Raw genomic sequence first — 14,880 nt, 5'->3', positions numbered from 1 at the left:
CCCGGCACGACGCCCGGCTCATCAGGAGTCACATCACGTGCACCACACATCATCGACGAGGGTTGGGAGACCACATCGTGACCGCTGCGCATCAGCTGCTGGACATCGCCCGCGAGGCCGCCGCCGCCGGAGCCGCCGTGCTGGCCGGGCGGGATGACGTCGCGCCCTCCGGACTGGCCCTGGGCAGTGACGGGGTGGAGACCAAGAGCTCGGAGTCCGACCTGGTGACCGACTTCGACCGTCGTGCCGAGCAGGCCGTGCGCACGGTGCTGCGGCGTCGGCGCCCTGAGGACACGGTCACGGGGGAGGAGTACGGCACCGTCGCCCCCGACGGCGCCACCGGCTACCGCTGGTCGATCGACCCGCTCGACGGAACCACCAACTTCGTGCGCGGCATCCTCTACTACGGCACCTCGGTGGCGGTGCAGGGCCCCGACGGTCAGTGGCTGGTCGGCGTCGTCCATGCTCCCGGGCTGCGTCGCCTCTGGTGGGCCTCGCGCGATGGCGGGGCGTTCACCTCTCGTCTCGACGGGGAGGGACCCGGGCGGCCGATCGGGGATCCGGTGCGTCTGTGCGGTCCGCGGGGCAGCCTGTCCGCGGGTCTGCTCTCGACCGGCTTCGGCTACGACCCCGAACGGCGCGCTCAGCAGACCGCCGCCGTCGCCGCCATGCTCGACAGCTTCGGCAATCTGCGGCGCCTCGGGGCAGCGGCCCTGGACATCTGCATGGTCGCTGACGGCACGGTGGAGGCCTTCGCGGAGTTCGGCATCCAGGAGCACGACTGGTCCGCCGCCGCACTGATCGCCGAGGAGGCCGGGGTGCCGGTGCGGCGCCCGGCCGTGGCGGACAGCTCGGTGCGGGGAGACTGGTGTCTCATCGGAGACATCGGCATCCCCCATACGCGACTGCGTCCGCTGCCCATCGGCCTCGCCGAGGAGCAGGTACAGGACGGGCAGGCGGACGACGAGCGGGCGCAGGACGGGAAGGTGCCGGGAGAAGGCGCTGCCCGATGACCGGCCAGTTCCTCGAAGACGGTGCCGCGCCGGAGCGTTCTTCCACTCTCCCTGAGGTGGTGATCCGTCCGGCCCGGCCCGACGATCATGCCCGTATCGGCGAGCTCACCGTCGCAGCCTATGTCGACGGCGGTCATCTGTCGGCGGATGATCCCTACATCTCCCAGCTGGCCGACGTCGCCTACCGAGCGGAGCATGGCGAGCTGATCGTGGCCGAGGTCGACGGCGTGGTCGCCGCCTCCGCCGTCATCGCCTGGCCCGGCGACGCGCTCGCCGAGCTCGCCCGCGGCACCGAGATGGAGTTCCGCATGCTCTCGGTGGCGCCCGCGTTCCAGGGCCGGGGGATCGCCCGGACCATGGTGCGGCACCTCATCGGCCGGGCGGAGCAGGCCGGTGCGGAGGGCATCGTGCTGTGCAGTCTGGTCTCCATGACCGCGGCCCACCGGCTGTACCGCTCCGAAGGATTCGTCGAGGACCCGAGCCGGGACCTGGTGATCACCCGGGAGCAGCACGGCAAGGACGCCCGTTTCCCGTTCTTCGGACGCCCCGTAGGCCGCCTGACGTCGCCCTGAACCTGGCCTGGGCCGGGCACGGAGTCCGACCGTCCCCGTCAGGTGCCTCGACTAGACTGTCGGGGACTTCGAAATCCACGTGTGAACCCCACGACCCCGTAGGAGCTGCATGTCTGAGATCTCGCGCGCCGACGTCGAGCATCTGGCCACACTTGCACATATCAGCATGACCGAGGAGGAGCTGACGACGATGGCCGGCGAGCTGGCCGTCATCGTGGACTCCGTGAAGAAGGTGTCCGAGGCGGTCTCCGAGGACGTGCCCGCCACCAGCCACCCGCTGCCGCTGACCAACGTCTTCCGTGAGGACGTCGTCGGCGAGGTCTTCACCGAGGAGCAGTCTCTGCTCAACGCCCCCGACGCCGAGGACGGGCGATTCAAGGTTCCGGCGATCCTGGACGAGGAGTGAGGCTGACCATGACTGAGCTGATCCGACTGACCGCCGCTCAGATGGCGGAGAAGCTGCGCGCCGGGGAGATCACCTCCACCGAGCTCGTGCAGGCCCACCTGGACCGCATCGCCGCCGTCGACGGCGGGGACCGCGGCATCAACGCCTTCCTCCACGTCTCCGCCGAGGAGGCCCTGGACACCGCCGCCGAGGTGGACAAGATCCGCGCCGCCGGAGGTGGTGACGCCGAGGCGCTGCACCCGCTGGCCGGGGTGCCCATTGCGATCAAGGACCTGATCGTGACCGTCGGGCAGCCCACCACGGCCGGCTCGAAGATGCTCGAGGGCTGGATGAGCCCCTATGACGCCACCGTCATCGAGAAGATCCGGGCCGCCCGGCTGCCGATCCTGGGCAAGACCAACCTCGACGAGTTCGCGATGGGCTCCTCCACGGAGCACTCCGCCTACGGTGTGACCCGCAACCCGTGGGACCTGGACCGCATCCCGGGCGGCTCGGGCGGAGGCTCCGCGGCCGCCGTCGCCGCCTTCGAGGCCCCGCTGGCCCTGGGGACGGACACCGGCGGTTCCATCCGGCAGCCCGGGGCGGTGACCGGCACCGTGGGCACCAAGCCCACCTACGGCTCGGTCTCCCGCTACGGGGCCATCGCCATGGCGTCCTCGCTGGACCAGATCGGCCCGGTGGCCCGGACCACCGAGGACGCCGCGCTGCTGCATGCGCTCATCGCCGGCCACGACCCGAAGGACTCCACCTCCCTGACGGATGAGGTGCCGGACTTCGCCCAGGCGGCCCGCCGGGTGGACGTGACGGGCCTGAAGGTCGGCGTCATCCGGCAGCTGCAGGGGGAGGGCTACCAGCAGGGCGTGCTCGCCCGCTTCCAGGAGGCCCTGGACGCGCTGCGTGAGGCCGGTGCGGAGATCGTGGAGGTCGACTGCCCCAGCTTCGAGCATGCGCTGAGCGCCTACTACCTCATCATGCCCTCGGAAGCCTCTTCCAACCTCGCCCGCTATGACGGTGTGCGCTACGGCCACCGTGTGCTCCCCGAGGACGGGCCGCTGACGATCGAACGCGTCATGGGGGCGACCCGCGCCGCCGGTTTCGGGGACGAGGTCAAGCGCCGCATCGTGCTGGGCACCTACGCCCTGTCGGCCGGCTACTACGACGCCTACTACGGCTCGGCGCAGAAGGTCCGCACCCTCATCCAGCAGGACTTCGAGGCCGCCTTCGAGCAGGCCGACGTGCTGATCTCCCCGACCTCGCCCACCGTGGCGTTCCGGCTGGGGGAGAAGCTCGACGACCCGCTGGCCATGTACCTCAACGACGTGGCCACCATCCCGGCGAACCTGGCCGGCGTGCCGGGCATCTCGGTGCCCGGCGGACTGGCCGACGACGGCGCCGGGGGCCAGCTGCCGGTGGGCATCCAGTTCCTCGCGCCCGCCCGTGAGGACGCCCGGGTCTACCACGCCGGCGCGGCCCTGGAGCGTCTGCTCACCGCCGACGCCGAACCGCTGTGGGCCCAGATCCCCGAGCTGGCCGCCGAGCCCGCCGCCGCGGCCCACACTGCAGGAGAGTGAGGACACCTATGACTGAGACGCTCACCGAGGCATCGCCGCTGTCCTACGAGGAGGCGATGGCCCGCTTCGACCCGGTCCTCGGCTTCGAGGTCCATGTGGAGCTGAACACGAAGACGAAGATGTTCTCCTCCGCGCCGAACGCCTTCGGCGACGAGCCGAACACCAACGTCAACCCGGTCTGTCTGGGTCTGCCCGGCACCCTACCGGTGGTCAACCGGCAGGCGGTGGAGGACGCCATCAAGCTCGGCCTCGCACTGAACTGCCGGATCGCGGAGACCTGCCGCTTCGCCCGGAAACAGTACTTCTACCCGGACACCCCGAAGAACTGGCAGACCTCCCAGTACGACGAGCCGATCGCCTTCGACGGTCACCTGGACGTGGAGCTCGACGACGGTGAGATCTTCCGCGTGGAGATCGAGCGCGCCCACATGGAGGAGGACGCCGGCAAGCTCACCCACGCCGGCGGCTCCGGCCGCATCCAGGGCGCGGACTACTCCCTGGTGGACTACAACCGCTCAGGGGTGCCGCTGATCGAGATCGTCACCAAGCCGATCGTCGGGGCCGGCGAGCGGGCCCCGGAGATCGCTCGGGCCTATGTCTCGGCCATCCGGGACATCGTCAAGGCGTTGGACATCTCGGACGCCCGCATGGAGCGGGGCAACGTCCGCTGCGACGCCAACGTCTCCCTGATGCCCAAGGGCGCCAGCGAGTTCGGCACCCGCTCGGAGACCAAGAACGTGAACTCCCTGCGCGCGGTGGAGCACGCGGTGACCTACGAGATCCGCCGTCACGCCGGGGTGCTCAGCGCCGGGGGGAGCATCGTCCAGGAGACGCGTCACTGGAAGGAGGACACCCGCACCACCAGCTCCGGGCGTCCGAAGTCCGATGCGGACGACTATCGGTACTTCCCCGAGCCGGATCTGCTGCCGATCGTCACCACGGAGGAGTGGATCGAGAAGCTGCGCGCCGAGCTGCCGGAGCCTCCGGCGGAGCGTCGCCGCCGTCTGCGTGAGGCCTGGGGCTATGCGGACGCGGAGTTCCGCGACGTCGTCGCCGCCGGTCTGCTCAGCGAGATCGAGGAGACCGTGGACTCCGGAGCCACTCCGGCGGTGGCCCGCAAGTGGTGGATGGGGGAGATCTCCCGTCTGGCCAACGCTCGCGATCTCGAACCCGCGGCGCTGGGGGTGACCCCGGCGACCATCATCGAGCTGGCCGGGCTGATCGATGCCGGCAAGATCAATGACAAGATCGCCCGTCAGGTGCTGGAGCACCATCTCGACGGCGAGGGCTCGCCGGAGGAGATCGTCTCCGCCCGCGGCCTGGAGGTGGTCTCCGACGACGGTGCGCTCACCGCCGCCGTCGAGAAGGCCATGGCCGAGAACCCGGATGTGGTGGAGAAGGTGGCCGGCGGCAAGCTCAAGGCCATCGGCGCGCTCATCGGCCCGGTCATGAAGGAGACCCGCGGTCAGGCCGACGCCGGCAAGGTCCGCGAGATCGTGCTGGCCAAGCTCGGGATCGAGGGATGAACGGCGAAGGGCAGGACGGCGGCGCCTCGGACCAGCCGGGACGGGATCCGCGCCGGGGGCTGCACCCCCTGGTGCTGGTGATCTGCATCCTGCTCTTCGTCTTCCTGTTCTTCCTCATCCGCGATGTCCGCACTGAATATGTGGGGGAGTACGGTTCCGAAGAGTCGGCTCCGTCTCCGGGACGGGTCATCGAGATCAGCTGAGGCGACACGCCGAGACGGCCCCGTGCCGCACCCCTGTGGTGCGGTGCGGGGCCGTCGTCGTCCCTGTGGCCCCAGATCAGACGCGCGTCAGCAAAGAATGCATCCTTCGAAACGTAACTGGTACACCAGAATTGCGTACGGAAAAGCTCCTGAAACATCTCGCATATAGATTGTCGTGCGTACCGGGTAGTACTCTCAGGGCACACAATCGTTGTGATCAGCATCACTCGACATGCAGATGGGGGACGACACATGTCCAGAGGAGGACACGTCTTGGCGATGGCCGAGGTCGAAGAGACCGGCAACGGCCTGCAGGGCGTCGCAGACACCATTGACGAATGGTTCGGTGAGATCACCGGCTTCTTCGTCAATCTCATCTTCGGCACCAACGTGGAGATTCCACTCGGTGCCCCGTTCCCGGAGGGCACCACGCTCTGGGACGGCCCGCTGGTGGTCCTCTGGGCCATCGTCGCGGCCATCGGGTTCACCATCTATTTCGGCTTCGTGCAGTTCCGGACCGCTCCGGTGACCTTTGAGATCGTGCGCGGCAAATGGACCACCGAGGATGATCCTGGCGAGGTCACCCACTTCCAGGCCCTGACGGCTGCGGTCTCCGGCACCGTGGGGCTCGGCAACATCGCCGGTGTCGCCGCTGCGGTCTCCCTGGGTGGCCCCGGCGCCACGTTCTGGATGATCCTGGCCGGCCTGTTCGGCATGTGCACCAAGTTCGTGGAGTGCACCTTGGGGGTCAAGTATCGCCACATCGATGAGAACGGCATCGTCCACGGCGGGCCGTTCAAGTACCTGCCGGTGGCGTTCCGGAAGCTCGGCAGGCTGCCGGTGCTCATCATCACCGGCGTCTTCGCGATCTCGATCATGCTGTTCGGCATCATCGGCGGCGGCATGTTCCAGGCCAACCAGACGTACGGGGCCATCGAGTCCGCCGGCAGCACGCTCGACGAGATGACCGGCACCTCCGCGTTCGCTTTCCTGGGCACGGACACCTCGGCGTTCATCTTCGGCCTGATCTTCGCAGGGCTGGTGGCTCTGGTCATCATCGGCGGCATCCGCCGGATCGGCTCCGCCACGGCGAAGATCGTGCCCACGATGGCCGGCATCTACGTGCTGGCCTGCCTGATCGTCATCGCGGTGAACATCACCAACATCGGTGACGCGTTCGGCGCGATCATCTCCGGGGCCTTCACCGCAGAGGGCATCACCGGTGGTGTCATCGGCGTGATCATCATCGGTGTGCAGCGTGCGGCATTCTCCAACGAGGCGGGCATCGGCTCGGCCCCGATCGCGCACTCCGCGGTGAAGACCCGCCGCCCGGTCTCGGAGGGCTTCAACGCCATCCTGGAGCCGTTCATCGACACTGTGGTGGTCTGCACCATGACCGCCCTGGTGATCATCTTCGCCTGGCCCGCCGACTACGAGGAGGCCATCGGGGTCGGCCACGACAACCCAGTGGGTCTGACGGCCGCCTCCTTCGAGACCTTCCTGCCTGGATTCTCGGTGGTCCTGGCGATCTGCGTGGCGCTCTTCGCGTTCTCCACCCTGATCACCTGGAGCTACTACGGGATCCAGGCCTGGCGCTACCTGGTGGGCATGTCGAAGACCAAAGACACCATCTTCCGCTCCATCATCTGCGTGATGATCGTGATCGGCTGCATGGTGTCCTTCGGCAACATCATCGACTTCGCCGACTCGGCCCTGTTCCTGTGCATCTTCATCAACGTCGTCGGCTGCGTGATCCTGGCGCCGAAGGTCAAGGAGGAGATGAAGCAGTACCTCGCGGACCGGGCCGCCGGACGCCTCTTCGAGGACCCGAACGAGCTGCCCTCGGACACCCGCGAGATGGCCATCCTGGAGTTTCTGCAGGACAAGCCGTACGGCACATCGTTCGAGAAGCGCCGCGACTGAGTCGGTGACGGACTGAGCATGTGACGGACTGAGCCGGGGAGCCCGGGCGGTCTGCGTATCGAGGGGATGCGCAGACCGCCCGGGCCTCCTCATGTCTGGGGCGCCTCATGTCTGGAGTGCCTCATGGGTGAGGTTCCTGCCGATCGCCGGTCACAGCAGTTCGTCGAGGAGGTCGTCGGTCCAGTCGTCGGAGGACTCGGGCGACTTCCGCCTCGCCTTCGCTGACCGGCGCCCCCAGAGGCTTCCTCCCGTCAGCGCTGCGCCGGCCAGGACGGCGGCTCCCTGGAGCGCGGTGAGTGCGGCACCGTCGGCGAAGCGGCCCAGGAGGCCGAAGTCGTCGTTCCACAGGCCGCCGATGCCGTTGATGAGCAGAATGATGCCGATGATCTCCATGAGGATGCGCATGGAAGGGTCTCCTGTTCCGTGAAGGGGTGATCGGGGTGTGCCGCTGTGGGGCCTGGCGAGAGGCTCAGCGGGATTCGAGGTCGATGGGCTCGCCGTCGACTTCGACGTCGATGCCGTGGGGCACCTCGACGTCGAAGCGGGCGTCGCAGACGGCGATGCCGTGGCAGCCGGCGTCGATCTCCAGGGTGTCGCCGTCCAGGGTCCAGACGAGCTTCTCGAAGCCTGCCGTCTTCGCGAACCAGCGGGTGACCAGGATGTCGTCCCGATCGGCGGCGACGACGTGGGTGGCGACCTCATGGGTCTCGATGGAGAGGGCGTCGCCGTCGTAGTCGAAGGTCTTGGACTCCGGGTCGGCCTCAGAGGCGTCCGTGGTGCAGGCCGACAGGGTCAGCAGGGCGAGGGCCGCCGCGGTGGCGCGGCCTGTGCGAAGGAGAGCGCCGCGCGCCCGAGTGGCCGGATGGGGGTCTGCCATGGAGTGCTCCCGAGGGGTCGGTGGGTGTGTCGCAATGGCGTGGTGCAGGGCGGGCACAGGGCGCCCAGTGGTTCTAGCACAGTCGTGCTATATACGACGCCGCGAGTGTAGCACGGTCGTGCTACGGTGTGTCCATGCCTCGGACCATGGATCGTGATGCGCGCAAGAGCCAGCTCGCGGAGGCGGTGTGGCAGGTGATCCTCGACCAGGGCATCTCCGCGGTCTCTGTACGCACTGTCGCGGATCGGGCCGGCGTCGCCGTCGGCTCGCTCCGGCATGTGTTCCCGAGCCGAGCTGAGCTCGTGCAGTTCTCCGCCGAGCTCATGGTGCAGCGCGCCACGGATCGTCTCCATGCCACCTACGCGGAGGCGGCCTCCCATGCCCCGGAGGCGCGTGCCCTCGCACTCATCAGAGAGGTCCTTCCGCTCACGCCGGACACCCGGGCGGAGTTCGAGGTCAACCTCGCCCTCCTGGCCGAACGCGCCGCGGTGCCGGAGCTTCATCGGGTCCGGGGCGAGGCGCACCAGCGGCTGGCCGGGCTCTGTGGGCGCATCGTCGAGATGCTGACCTCAGAGCCCGGGTCTCCGGCAGCAGTGGTCACGGCGCAGCGGCTCCACGCGTTGATCGACGGGCTCGTCTTCCACCTCTTCCATCAGCCGCCGGAGGCCGACTCCGCGTGGGCGCTCGACATCGTCAGGGCCGAGCTCGGCGAGATCGCCGCACCCTCCGGCGACGGTGTCGAAGGCTGTGAGTAGAGTGGCGCCATGGACGAGAACTGGATCGACCATCATCGGAACGACGGTGAGCGGGTGGGTTGGATCCGTATGACCGGGGACGGCTTCGTCGCCGTGGACATCCTGGGCAGGCCGATCACCGAACAGGTCGACTGGCTCCAGGCTGAGGAGGCGCTGGACGGGAGAGGCCTGTCCTTCCTGGCGGATCCCTGGCTGCTGAGGCTGCCTGCCGGAGAAGAGGTCCGCGTCCGGATCGTGGAAGTCAGTCCGGACCGTATTCGCGTGGCCGAGGATGCGATGGGGGCGGCCTCCGTGGTGGGCGCTCGGCCTCGGGAGCACACCCTGCCCTTCCCCGCCCCGGACGCGCTGCGCCCGGTCCGGGAGCACGGAGGGTGAGTGTCGAGCGTGAGCACGGAGCGTGAGTGCGCAGCGGAGGTCCTCGGGTGGGCGCGATGAGCGTCCGCAAGACCAGCAGGACGACGGCGGCTCCGCGGATCGAGGCTGCGGGGCTGCGCTGGCTGGCTGAAGCTGTGCCGGACGGGGGAGCCGCCGTGGTCCGCGTGCTCGACGTCGACGATGACGCGCTCACTGTGGAGACCGTCGTGGAGGCCCGGCCCGATCGGATGTCAGCTGCGGCCTTCGGCGCAGCCCTGGCCCGCACCCACCGGAGCCTACCTGCCGGCACGGCCTTCGGCGCCCTGCCCCCGGGGCACCCGCCCGGGGAGCCGCCCCTGTTCGGCCCGGCCGGCCAGCTGCTCCCGATGGGGTCGGGGACCCATCCCAGTTGGGGCTCCTTCCTCGCCGCTGAGCGACTGGACCCGTTGCTGGAGCGCCTGACGGCAGTCCCGCCGGTGCTGCGCGCCGCCCGGGACCGCATCGCCTCCGGCGACCTCGACGGCGGCGGGACATGTGGCACCGGTGGCACCGGTGACGCAGGCGGCGCACGCGGAACTGGCCAGGCCACGGACCCTGTGGAGCCGCCGTCGCGCCTCCATGGTGACCTCTGGTCCGGGAACCTGCTGTGGAGGCGCGTCTCCCCGGAGGAGCCCGCCGCCGCAGGCTCACCGGGCCGCGACGCCGACGTCGAGGGCGTGCTCATCGATCCCTTCGCCCACGCCGGCCACCGGGAATCGGATCTGGCGATGATGCAGCTGTTCGGCCTGCCCCACCTGGACGCCGTGGTGGCGGGCTATCAGGCCCAGCTGCCTCTCGCGCCGGGGTGGGAAGAACGTGTGCCGGTCCATCAGCTGTTCTACCTGCTGGGGCACTGGGTGATCTTCGGGGACGCGTATGCGGCCTCCACCCTGCGCTGCTGCGACGCAACCCTGGCCCTGTGAGAGGATCCTGTGCAGGACCGACCCGTGAGATCTCGCCAGGAGAGGACCATGACCCAGGACTTCACCGTGCTGACCGTCTGCACCGGCAACATCTGCCGCTCACCCGCCATGGAGCGGCTGTTCGTCCAGGTGTTCGCCGACGCCGCCGAGGAGGGTCTGCGTGTGCATTCGGGTGGTACCTACGCCCACGACGGCGAGGACATGCAGCCGCCGATGAAGCAGCGGGTCGCGGACTACGGCGCCGACGCCGACGACTTCACCGCCAGGCAGGTCACCGCCGCGATGGTGGAGGAGGCCGACCTCATCCTCACCGCCACCCGAGAGCACCTGGAGGACGTCACGGCCGAGGTTCCGGGGGCGCGGGCGCGGGCCTTCACCGTCCGGGAGGTCGGTCGGCTGGCGGAGCACCTCGGACGGGATGCCGTCCGCGCGCAGCTGCGCGACGTCGTGGGGGAGGGGGCCACGCAGCGGGACCGGATCGCCGCCGTCGTGCCCCTGCTGGACCGGGCGCGCCAGGATGCCGGACGCCCGGGGCCGGACGATGACGTCGTGGACCCCTACATGCTGCCCGAGGACGTCTATGACGAGTCCTTCCAGCAGATCATCGGTCCGATCGAGGTGCTGGCCGAGGTCATCCGCCGATGAGTGCGGACACCCCTGTCAGGCGCAGCACCAGGGGAAGGCCAGAAACGCCACCGCATCCAGAAGGAAGTGGGCGATCACCAGTGGCATCACGCGACCGTACCGCAGGTAGACGGCGCCGAAGACCACGCCCATGAGCGCGTTCCCCAGACCTGGGCCGAAGCCCTGGTAGAGGTGGTAGGCCCCGCGCAGCAGCGCCGCGGCCACCACCACCCACCAGAGTCTGCCCAACCGCGGCAGTCCGGCCGGGGCGGCGTCCCGGGGCTCGGCCCGGTGGCCGGCCGGGGCGGGGGCGGCCTGCATGGAGCTCTCGGGGCGGACCCACGACGGCGTCAGCCCCGGCCAGATCCTCCGTGCCCGGTCCAGCAGATAGGCGACCATGATGACCTCCTCCACCAGGGCATGGCGGACTGCGGCGATCAGCAGCGTCGGAGTGGTCCACCAGTGCGCGGTGACGTCGGCGGGGATGATCTCCATGGTCACCCCGGCGGTGCGGCCGCCCACATAGACCACCAGAGTGCCCGCCCCGATCAGCAGGAACAGGCCTGCCCCCAGGGCCAGGTCTCGGCGGGGGCGGCGCAGGTCCAAGCCGAAGCGACGGAACGGATTCACCCCGTGCAGGAACATCAGGTAGAGCACCAGCGCCACCGGCACGAGGGCGAAGATGCTGTCCAGCACCTGGTAGGTCAGGTCGAAGAGCTCGTGGCGGGACCGGCTGGAGTGGACGGTGGCCGTCTGCTCCGCCAACGGGGCCTCCGCCAGCCGCTCGGCCAGCTGCAGGATCGCGTAGACGGCGCTGCGCCCCAGCGAGACGCCCAGCACGAGGACGACCTCCCAGGCCAGGAAGCGGCGGGAGGGGACGCGGGCGGGCGGGCCAGGGGAGGGCTGAGCCGGGGGAGTCGGGCTGATCACCCAGCACAGCATAGTCAGCCCGGCATGGTCAGCCCGGCAGGAGGACGGAGAGCGCGCACCGGATGCGGCGACCTCACTGCCGCTGTGGCATGATGTGAGCGGCATCACGCCCTGCCGTCCTGGCAGACATACCGTCGAAACAGGACGGTGCTACTCTTTGCGATCGGAGCTCGACGTGAGCTCCGACACTCACAGACCGTCCGTGACACCCGTGCTCGCGCCGAGCCGACGGTCCGCGCCCGGCCACACCATCCCGTGCGCCGCCGCGACGAGTGTGATGATGAGGGAAGGAAACCCATGGACGCTTTCATCGAATGGGCAGACAACGTCGTCTGGAGCCCCTATCTAGTGTGGCTGTGCCTCGGCGCCGGTCTGCTGTTCACCATCCGCGCCAAGCTGGTGCAGTTCACCAGGATCCCGGACATGATCCGGGCCCTGGTGAGGGGAGGCAGCTCGAAGGACGGGATCTCCTCCTTCCAGGCGCTGACCATGTCCCTGTCGGGCCGCGTGGGCGCCGGCAACATCGCCGGTGTGGCCGTGGCCATCGCCTTCGGCGGGCCCGGTGCAGTGATGTGGATGTGGATCGTGGCGCTGCTCGGTGCGGCCACCTCCTTCGTGGAGTCCACCCTCGGCCAGATCTTCAAGGAGCGCGACCCACGCACCGGAGAGTACCGCGGCGGTCCCGCCTTCTACTTCGAGAGGGCCTACCGGCACACCTGGGCGGGCATCCCGCTGAAGATCTACGCCTGGATCTTCGCCGTCGTCTCGGTGGTGGCGCTGGGCGTGTTCCTGCCCGGCATCCAGACCGACACGATGTCGGGTGCGCTCACCAGTGCCTTCCCCGCACTGGACCGGTGGATGATCGGCGTCTTCCTGGCCATCGTGCTGGGGATCATCATCATCGGCGGTGTGAAGCGCATCGCCCACTTCACCGCCACGGTGGTGCCGATCATGGCGATCGGCTACATCATCATCGCGCTCATCGTGCTGTTGGCCAACGCCTCTGAGATCCCGGCCATGCTGCGCCTGATCTTCGAGTCCGCCTTCGGAGCCCACGCCGTCTTCGGGGGCATCCTCGGCTACGCCGTGGATCAGGGTGTGCGCCGCGGCATCTACTCCAACGAGGCCGGTCAGGGCACGGGGCCGCACGCGGCCGCCGCCACGGAGGTCTCCCACCCGGCCAAGCAGGGTCTGGTGCAGGCCTTCGCCGTCTACATCGACACGCTGATCGTCTGCTCGGCCACCGCGTTCCTGATCCTCTCCACCGGGATGTTCCAGGTGGAGACCGAGGACGGCCTGATCGAGCACGCCTCCAACCTGCCGGACGGTGTCGAGGCTGGAGCTCCGTACACGCAGTTCGCCCTGGACACAGTGTTCGCCGGGGCGGGCACGATCTTCGTGGCCGTCGCCCTGACCTTCTTCGCCTTCTCCACGCTGGTGTACTACTACTACATGGCGGAGACGAACCTGACCTACGCCATGCGCAACGTGCGCAGCATCAGCGTCCAGCGGGCGCTGCTGGCCGTGTTGCAGGTGGTCATCCTGATCGTGGTCTTCTACGGCGCCATGGGCGCCGAGGGCCGGGCCTGGTCCATCGGCGACATCGGTGTGGGCATCATGGCCTGGCTGAACATCGTGGGCATCCTGCTCATCCAGCAGCCGGCGTTCAAGGCCCTGAAGGACTACCGGGCCCAGATGAAGGCCGGCAAGGACCCGCAGTTCGACCCGCGGACCGTGGGCGTGCGCAACGCCGAGTTCTGGGAGGAGCGGGCCGACGCCATGGCGAACGGCACCCACCCGGACGCCGGTCCGCAGCCCGGCGACGGCGGCGAGTCGGCCCCGGTGCCCGTGCGCTGAGGCCAGCCCGCCCTCCCTCCCTCCCTCCCTCCCTCCCCTCCGCTGAGTTGGTCTGGAGTTGTGGAAACTCCACTCGATCGAGTCGAGTTTCCACAACTCCAGACGCATTCACGGGGCGATCAGCAGATCCCTGACCCGTCCCGACAGGCCACGGAAGCCCTCGGCGAGGTCGAGTCGGTTGGCGGACAGCACCGTCCATCCCTCCGCGCGGAAGGCGCCATCGCGGTACTGATCATGGTGCTGCTGCTCAGCCGAGAAGTGGTGCGCCCCTTCGTACTGCAGCAGGATGCGGGCGTTGCGATATCCCATATCCCCTGAGGGGGAGTCCGGGTCCGTCGGATCGAGCCTGATCTGCAGCTCGGGCTCCGGCAGCCCGGCCTCCGTGAGCGCCAATCTCATGCGCGTCTCGGCTGGCGAATCCGATCCGACGCGGATGAGTTCGAGCGCCTCGCGCGCGACGACGACACCCCGGGCGCCCTTGTGCTGGTCCACCGTCCGCCGCAGTCGGGGCACCGTGGTCCATGGCTCCTCGCGGCCCTCGTACTGGGGCCGGGGGTGGCGCACCAGACTGTCGCCGAGGGCGACGAGCTCCTCGCGACCAAGACTCGACATCATGTCGATGAACACACGCTCTGGGGACGAGACACGGATCCCGAGGGTCTCCACGACCTCGCCCGCCGCGGGGCACGGCCAGTGATGGGCGACGTCGACGTCGGCATCGAGAGCCACATGACGGGTCAGTCCGCTGATGTGCAGACGTGCATCCCGTGCCGACCTCGCTGGCAGCGGCAGTCGGTAGAACCGGGCTGCGGAGTGATGACTGATCCACAGCACGCGTGACCGGGAGCAGGCGGCTCGACACAGGTCTATGTCGAGGGCGTGCGGATCCTGCGGGCGGCCGGGTGGGGAACCCGGTGGGAACAGCCGACGGACCGATTGCGGGACCGGTGCGCGGGGCGAGAGGGCGCCTGGGCCGAGGTCGGGACGGTGACGGTAGATGCCCCGACTGCGATGCTCGACGTCGCGGGCGCGGAGTCTGTGGTCGGGGACTCCCAGGGCGCGTGCTTCCGCGCGACTGAACGTGCGGCCTCTGAGCTCCTCCGGAAGGGGTGATGGTGGGCGCATGCTCAGAGGATGCCGCGCAGGTCCAGGAGACGAGTAGGGGGGGGGAGGGGCGTCCTGTGGAGAGGGCGGCGCGCCGTCGTCGTGGGCTGCGCGGTTGTGGAGGAGCCGCTCCACTCTCCCGTGAGTTGGTCTGGAGTTTTGGGGGGGGGGGGGGGGGGGGGGGTGGGGGGGGGGGGGGGGGG

General features: G+C 69.2%; 16 protein-coding genes. 12 read left to right on the top strand and 4 right to left on the bottom strand.

Features of this window, described 5'->3' with window-relative positions; all coding sequences use genetic code 11:
• Window positions 1-77: 77 nt before the first annotated feature.
• From Q7C18_RS04970 to Q7C18_RS04940, 7 genes are all read left to right on the top strand, one after another.
• Complete coding sequence (locus tag Q7C18_RS04970) at window positions 78-1,013, top strand: inositol monophosphatase family protein (RefSeq protein WP_311024465.1); 936 nt, start codon at window positions 78-80, stop codon at window positions 1,011-1,013.
• Complete coding sequence (locus tag Q7C18_RS04965) at window positions 1,010-1,585, top strand: GNAT family N-acetyltransferase (RefSeq protein WP_311024464.1); 576 nt, start codon at window positions 1,010-1,012, stop codon at window positions 1,583-1,585. Before Q7C18_RS04970 ends, Q7C18_RS04965 begins: the two co-directional genes overlap by 4 nt.
• A 109-nt stretch (window positions 1,586-1,694) precedes the next feature.
• The gene (gatC, locus tag Q7C18_RS04960) at window positions 1,695-1,991 is read left to right on the top strand and encodes an Asp-tRNA(Asn)/Glu-tRNA(Gln) amidotransferase subunit GatC (RefSeq protein WP_070162280.1); all 297 of its coding nucleotides are present in this window, start codon (window positions 1,695-1,697) and stop codon (window positions 1,989-1,991) included.
• A gap of 8 nt (window positions 1,992-1,999) precedes the next feature.
• Entirely contained in the window at window positions 2,000-3,562 is a 1,563-nt protein-coding gene (gene gatA / locus Q7C18_RS04955; protein ID WP_311024463.1) for an Asp-tRNA(Asn)/Glu-tRNA(Gln) amidotransferase subunit GatA, read from the top strand.
• 8 nt (window positions 3,563-3,570) lie between these two features.
• Window positions 3,571-5,088, top strand: a complete 1,518-nt coding sequence (gene gatB / locus Q7C18_RS04950; protein ID WP_311024462.1) for an Asp-tRNA(Asn)/Glu-tRNA(Gln) amidotransferase subunit GatB — start codon at window positions 3,571-3,573, stop codon at window positions 5,086-5,088.
• A complete protein-coding gene (locus tag Q7C18_RS04945) occupies window positions 5,085-5,291 on the top strand; it encodes a hypothetical protein (RefSeq protein ID WP_311024461.1) in 207 nt (68 codons plus the stop codon). Before gatB ends, Q7C18_RS04945 begins: the two co-directional genes overlap by 4 nt.
• Window positions 5,292-5,570: 279 nt before the next feature.
• Window positions 5,571-7,214, top strand: coding sequence for an alanine/glycine:cation symporter family protein (locus Q7C18_RS04940; protein ID WP_311024460.1), 1,644 nt, complete (start codon window positions 5,571-5,573; stop codon window positions 7,212-7,214).
• 150 nt (window positions 7,215-7,364) lie between these two features.
• Here Q7C18_RS04940 and Q7C18_RS04935 read toward each other — a convergent pair whose 3' ends face one another.
• Both Q7C18_RS04935 and Q7C18_RS04930 read right to left on the bottom strand, forming a co-directional pair.
• Window positions 7,365-7,619 (bottom strand): hypothetical protein, encoded by a 255-nt coding sequence (locus tag Q7C18_RS04935; RefSeq protein WP_311024459.1) that lies wholly within the window; start codon window positions 7,617-7,619, stop codon window positions 7,365-7,367.
• 64 nt (window positions 7,620-7,683) lie between these two features.
• The gene (locus tag Q7C18_RS04930) at window positions 7,684-8,091 is read right to left on the bottom strand and encodes a hypothetical protein (RefSeq protein ID WP_311024458.1); all 408 of its coding nucleotides are present in this window, start codon (window positions 8,089-8,091) and stop codon (window positions 7,684-7,686) included.
• A 134-nt stretch (window positions 8,092-8,225) separates the two neighbouring features.
• Between Q7C18_RS04930 and Q7C18_RS04925 the strand changes: the two genes are divergently transcribed.
• From Q7C18_RS04925 to Q7C18_RS04910, 4 genes are read left to right on the top strand one after another with little or no spacing between them, the layout of a single operon-like run.
• The gene (locus tag Q7C18_RS04925) at window positions 8,226-8,846 is read left to right on the top strand and encodes a TetR family transcriptional regulator C-terminal domain-containing protein (RefSeq protein ID WP_311024457.1); all 621 of its coding nucleotides are present in this window, start codon (window positions 8,226-8,228) and stop codon (window positions 8,844-8,846) included.
• Window positions 8,847-8,855: 9 nt separating this feature from the next.
• On the top strand, window positions 8,856-9,221 hold the full coding sequence (locus Q7C18_RS04920; RefSeq protein ID WP_070162270.1) for a hypothetical protein: 366 nt from the start codon (window positions 8,856-8,858) through the stop codon (window positions 9,219-9,221).
• 56 nt (window positions 9,222-9,277) lie between these two features.
• Window positions 9,278-10,162, top strand: a complete 885-nt coding sequence (locus Q7C18_RS04915; protein WP_311024456.1) for a fructosamine kinase family protein — start codon at window positions 9,278-9,280, stop codon at window positions 10,160-10,162.
• 48 nt (window positions 10,163-10,210) lie between these two features.
• Entirely contained in the window at window positions 10,211-10,807 is a 597-nt protein-coding gene (locus Q7C18_RS04910) for a low molecular weight phosphatase family protein (protein ID WP_311024455.1), read from the top strand.
• Window positions 10,808-10,822: 15 nt separating this feature from the next.
• Here Q7C18_RS04910 and Q7C18_RS04905 read toward each other — a convergent pair whose 3' ends face one another.
• A complete protein-coding gene (locus Q7C18_RS04905; RefSeq protein WP_311024454.1) occupies window positions 10,823-11,716 on the bottom strand; it encodes a CPBP family intramembrane glutamic endopeptidase in 894 nt (297 codons plus the stop codon).
• Window positions 11,717-12,013: 297 nt separating this feature from the next.
• On the opposite strand from Q7C18_RS04905, the gene Q7C18_RS04900 reads away from it, so the two are divergent.
• Entirely contained in the window at window positions 12,014-13,573 is a 1,560-nt protein-coding gene (locus Q7C18_RS04900) for an alanine/glycine:cation symporter family protein (protein WP_311024453.1), read from the top strand.
• 108 nt (window positions 13,574-13,681) lie between these two features.
• Here the strand turns inward: Q7C18_RS04900 and Q7C18_RS04895 are convergent, their stop codons facing one another.
• On the bottom strand, window positions 13,682-14,302 hold the full coding sequence (locus tag Q7C18_RS04895) for a hypothetical protein (protein WP_311024452.1): 621 nt from the start codon (window positions 14,300-14,302) through the stop codon (window positions 13,682-13,684).
• Window positions 14,303-14,880: the final 578 nt, after the last annotated feature.

This window comes from Nesterenkonia sp. CL21, from assembly GCF_031705515.1.
Lineage (GTDB): Bacteria > Actinomycetota > Actinomycetes > Actinomycetales > Micrococcaceae > Nesterenkonia > Nesterenkonia aethiopica.
Note: the sequence above shows the minus strand (reverse complement) of the source record. Positions and strands in the feature narration are given on the sequence as shown.

Excerpts from the sequence above, each read along its gene's own strand:
- Q7C18_RS04965 (WP_311024464.1), top strand. The coding sequence starts at position 1,010 with ATGACCGGCCAGTTCCTCGAAGACGGTGCCGCGCCGGAGCGTTCTTCC.
- gatC (WP_070162280.1), top strand. The coding sequence starts at position 1,695 with ATGTCTGAGATCTCGCGCGCCGACGTCGAGCATCTGGCCACACTTGCA.
- gatA (WP_311024463.1), top strand. The coding sequence starts at position 2,000 with ATGACTGAGCTGATCCGACTGACCGCCGCTCAGATGGCGGAGAAGCTG.
- gatB (WP_311024462.1), top strand. The coding sequence starts at position 3,571 with ATGACTGAGACGCTCACCGAGGCATCGCCGCTGTCCTACGAGGAGGCG.
- Q7C18_RS04945 (WP_311024461.1), top strand. The coding sequence starts at position 5,085 with ATGAACGGCGAAGGGCAGGACGGCGGCGCCTCGGACCAGCCGGGACGG.
- Q7C18_RS04940 (WP_311024460.1), top strand. The coding sequence starts at position 5,571 with ATGGCCGAGGTCGAAGAGACCGGCAACGGCCTGCAGGGCGTCGCAGAC.
- Q7C18_RS04935 (WP_311024459.1), bottom strand. The coding sequence starts at position 7,619 with ATGCGCATCCTCATGGAGATCATCGGCATCATTCTGCTCATCAACGGC.
- Q7C18_RS04930 (WP_311024458.1), bottom strand. The coding sequence starts at position 8,091 with ATGGCAGACCCCCATCCGGCCACTCGGGCGCGCGGCGCTCTCCTTCGC.
- Q7C18_RS04925 (WP_311024457.1), top strand. The coding sequence starts at position 8,226 with ATGCCTCGGACCATGGATCGTGATGCGCGCAAGAGCCAGCTCGCGGAG.
- Q7C18_RS04920 (WP_070162270.1), top strand. The coding sequence starts at position 8,856 with ATGGACGAGAACTGGATCGACCATCATCGGAACGACGGTGAGCGGGTG.
- Q7C18_RS04915 (WP_311024456.1), top strand. The coding sequence starts at position 9,278 with ATGAGCGTCCGCAAGACCAGCAGGACGACGGCGGCTCCGCGGATCGAG.
- Q7C18_RS04910 (WP_311024455.1), top strand. The coding sequence starts at position 10,211 with ATGACCCAGGACTTCACCGTGCTGACCGTCTGCACCGGCAACATCTGC.
- Q7C18_RS04900 (WP_311024453.1), top strand. The coding sequence starts at position 12,014 with ATGGACGCTTTCATCGAATGGGCAGACAACGTCGTCTGGAGCCCCTAT.